At 64.3% G+C, this 3660-nt stretch carries 5 protein-coding genes; all 5 read left to right on the forward strand.

The genetic code is table 11. From position 1 onward, the window contains the following. Positions 1-144 precede the first annotated feature (144 nt). The 5 genes from QMX78_RS20725 to QMX78_RS20745 all read left to right on the forward strand — a co-directional run bounded on the left by QMX78_RS20725 (position 145) and on the right by QMX78_RS20745 (position 3625). Positions 145-732 (forward strand): 5-formyltetrahydrofolate cyclo-ligase, encoded by a 588-nt coding sequence (locus QMX78_RS20725; RefSeq protein ID WP_282273203.1) that lies wholly within the window; start codon positions 145-147, stop codon positions 730-732. After that, complete coding sequence (locus QMX78_RS20730) at positions 729-1211, forward strand: EVE domain-containing protein (RefSeq protein WP_282273205.1); 483 nt, start codon at positions 729-731, stop codon at positions 1209-1211. The genes QMX78_RS20725 and QMX78_RS20730 overlap by 4 nt, the downstream gene beginning before the upstream one ends. Positions 1212-1327: 116 nt before the next feature. Then, positions 1328-1975, forward strand: a complete 648-nt coding sequence (gene rpiA, locus QMX78_RS20735; protein WP_282273207.1) for a ribose-5-phosphate isomerase RpiA — start codon at positions 1328-1330, stop codon at positions 1973-1975. 276 nt (positions 1976-2251) lie between these two features. Next, positions 2252-2710: a DUF192 domain-containing protein gene (locus QMX78_RS20740; RefSeq protein ID WP_282273210.1), complete on the forward strand. Its 459-nt coding sequence runs from the start codon at positions 2252-2254 to the stop codon at positions 2708-2710. Between the two features lie 66 nt (positions 2711-2776). Beyond that, positions 2777-3625, forward strand: coding sequence for a SirB1 family protein (locus tag QMX78_RS20745; protein ID WP_282273212.1), 849 nt, complete (start codon positions 2777-2779; stop codon positions 3623-3625). Positions 3626-3660: the final 35 nt, after the last annotated feature.

Below are 3660 nucleotides of genomic sequence, written 5' to 3' on the forward strand. Positions count from 1 at the left end.
GACCCATGGTCGGCAAGGGCACTACCGGTAGAGCCAATGCCGACCATGGGTCGGCACTACAAAAGCTTGGCTCCCCAAGTGCTTCGCACTTACCCTCAGCCCTTTCCCGCTGGAAGATAGGCTTCCAAGCCTCGACCTTCGCAGATGACCGATCCCCGCCAACTCCTCCGCCAACAACTGCGCCAGCGCCGCCGCGACATCCCTGCCGCCGAGCGCATCGCCGCGGCCGAAGCCCTGGCCACAAACCTCCTGTCCCTGCCTTTCGCCGGGATCAGTGGTCATGTCGCCGGTTACTGGGCGATGGACGGCGAGATCGCCCTGCACCGCTGGCAGATGCAGTTGCCGCCACAGCAGACCTATTGCCTGCCGGTACTGCACGGCAAGCTGCTGCGCTTCGCCCCGTGGCGGCCCGGGCAGGCACTGGTCAGCAACCGTTATGGCATTCCCGAACCGGATGTAGACCCCGCGCAGGCCCTGCGGCCGGAGGAAATGGCCTTGGTCGTCGCCCCGCTGGTGGGCTTTGATGACGGTGGCCGGCGGCTGGGCATGGGGGGCGGCTGGTATGATCGCAGCCTCGCATTTCGGCAGCGCCAGGCCGCGCCGCCGTGGCTGGTGGGGGTAGGTTTCTCCGCCCAGCAGGTGCCGTCATTGCCGGTCGAGGACTGGGATGTGGCGGTGGATGCCATCTGTACCGAGCAGGCCACTCTCTACCCGGAACCGTTGAACGCATGACCGCCCGCAAGCGCTATTGGCTGATGAAGTCCGAACCGGACGCCTTTTCCATCGACGACCTGCAGCGCGTGGGCACGGAACCGTGGAATGGCGTGCGCAACTACCAGGCGCGCAATTTCATGCGCGATGGCATGAAGGTCGGCGACGGCATCCTGTTCTACCACTCCAATACCAAGGTACCGGGCATCGTCGGCATTGCCACGGTGGCCAGCGAAGCCTACCCGGACGACACCCAGTTCGATCCAGAATCCGATTACCACGACCCCAAGAGCACGCGCGAAGAACCGCGCTGGATGCTGGTGGACGTGGGTTTCGAGCGCAAGCTGGCGCAGGTGATCGCGCTGGACGAGATCAAGCTGCATGCCGAGGAACTGGGCGAAGGTTTCCCGCTGACCGCCAAGGGCAACCGCCTGTCGGTGTTCCCGGTTACTGCTGCACAGTGGAAGCTGCTGCTGTCGCTGGAAAAGAAAGCCAAGTAAGCCTCTTTTGTTGTAGGAGCGGCGTGAGCCGCGCAGCTGACAACCTTTCAGCTCCCCGGCTTCGCGGCTCACGCCGCTCCTACAAAAAACCCGTTTTCCAACTGATCGAGCCCACCATGTCCGAAGCCAAGCGCCTGGCCGCCGAAAAAGCCATCGAGTACGTCCAGAAGGGAATGATTGTCGGTGTCGGCACCGGCTCCACCGTCGCCTACTTCATCGAAGCCCTGGCCCGCATCAAGGACCAGATCGAAGGCGCGGTCTCCAGCTCCGACCAGAGCACCGCCCTGCTCAAGGGCCACGGCATCGAGGTGCTGGACCTGAACCACACCGGCGGCCTGTCACTGTACGTGGATGGCGCCGACGAGTGCGACGGCAACAAGAACCTGATCAAGGGCGGCGGCGCCGCACTGACCCGCGAGAAGATCATCGCCGAGGCCAGCAAGCAGTTCGTCTGCATCGTCGACCCGAGCAAGCAGGTGAAGGTTCTTGGCAAGTTCCCGCTGCCGGTGGAAGTGATCCCGATGGCGCGCAGCCTGGTCGCCCGCGAGATCCTGGCCCTGACTGGCGGCCAGCCGGTATGGCGCGACGGCGTGGTCACCGACAACGGAAATCTGATTCTGGACGTGCACAACCTGTCCATCACCGACCCGGTGAAGCTGGAACAGCAGCTCAACCAGATTCCCGGCGTCGTTACCGTAGGTCTGTTCGCCCGCCGCCCGGCTGACGTAGTCATCATCGGCGGCGAGCCGCCGCAGGTGCTGTAAGCCAAGCCAGCAAAGCAGCTGCTTTGGCTTTGGCTTTGGCTTTGGCTTTGGCTTCGGCTTCGGCTTCGGCTTCGGCTTCGGCTTCGGCTTCGGCTTTTGCTTTGGCGGTTGATTTGGCCTTTGCTGCTGCTTCGGCTTTGGCAGTTGCTCCAGCCTTGGCTTGTTGCTCTTCCCTTCTCCCGCAAGAGGGAGAAGGTGCCCGAAGGGCGGATGAGGGGAAGCTTTTGACTTCGACCGAACCCGCCCGAAGGCTCCCCTAGGAACCAGGTCCCAACCATGCCCAAATCATTCCTGCGCACCCTCCTTGCCCTGTCCCTGCTCGCCCTGGCCGGCTGCGCCAGCGCCGACAGCAAGCACTGGGTGGAACTGGCCGGCACCCGCTACAACGTGGAACTGGCCCAGAACGACGAAACCCGCGCCCGCGGCCTGATGTTCCGCGACCAGATGGATGCCGACCACGGCATGCTGTTCGTCCATGACCGCGAGGAACCACAGGCGTACTGGATGAAGAACACCAGGATTCCGCTGGACATCCTCTACTTCGACAGCCAGCGCCGCCTGGTCGGCCAGCAGCGCGATGTGCCGCCGTGCTCGGCCGGCGACATGTGCCCGCCCTACCCCAGCTTCAACCCGGCCCTGTACGTGCTTGAGCTCAACGCCGGCCAGGCCGCCAAGCTCAAGCTGGAAGACGGTGCCGAACTGACCTTCGGCCCAGGCATCGCCACCGGCAACTGACTGATACACACAAATTGAACCGCGGCGCCCTTGAACCGGCGCCGCTTTGCCGCCAGTCTTGGGGGCATGTCTGAAACACGCATTACCCTGCCGCAGTGGGAAGAACTGGCCGGCTTGCCCGATGAGGCACTGCCGCTGCTGTCGACTGCCCTGCTGATCGCCCGCGACGAATACCCACAGCTGGACCCGGCCGCCTATGACCGCGTGCTGCAGGCCCATGCCGATCACCTGCGGGTGGAAGTGGACGCCATCGGCGAATGGCCGCTCAAGGTTGCCGCCATCAACAACCACCTCTTCAACGAAGTGGGCTACAGCGGCGACAACGACGAGTACTACGACCCGCGCAACAGCTACCTCAACGAAGTGTTCGAGCGCCGCCTGGGCAACCCGATTTCGCTGGCCCTGGTGCAGATCGAAGTCTCGCGCAGGCTCGGTCTGCCGCTGGAAGGCATTTCCTTCCCCGGCCATTTCCTGGTGCGGCTACCAGTGGAAGACGGCGTGCTGATCATGGACCCGTTCAACGGTGGCCGACCGTTGAGCGTGGACGAACTGCGCGAGCGCGCACGCAGCAACCTGGGCGGCGAGACCCCGGACGACAACGTACTGGCACAGATCCTCGACCCGGCCCCACACCGCGCCATCCTGATGCGCATGCTGCGCAACCTGCACGGTGTCTATGCCGAACGCGGCGAATGGGACCGCGCCGCACGCAGCGCCGACCGCATCCTCAAGCTGGCCCCCGAGCAGGCCGATGCCGTACGCGATCGCGGCCTGGCCTACATGCAGCTGGAGCATCTGGCCGGTGCCCGTGCCGATCTGGCGCGCTACCTGAAGATGGCGCCGGAAGCCGCGGATGCCATCGGCATCCGCGAGCGTCTGGTGGAACTGGGTGGCGAAAAGCCGAGGCTGCATTGAGCCTTGCTTTGCTCTGCCTTTTGTAGGAGCGGCGT

This window comes from Stenotrophomonas sp. PS02298, from assembly GCF_029959445.1.
Classification (GTDB): Bacteria; Pseudomonadota; Gammaproteobacteria; order Xanthomonadales; family Xanthomonadaceae; genus Stenotrophomonas.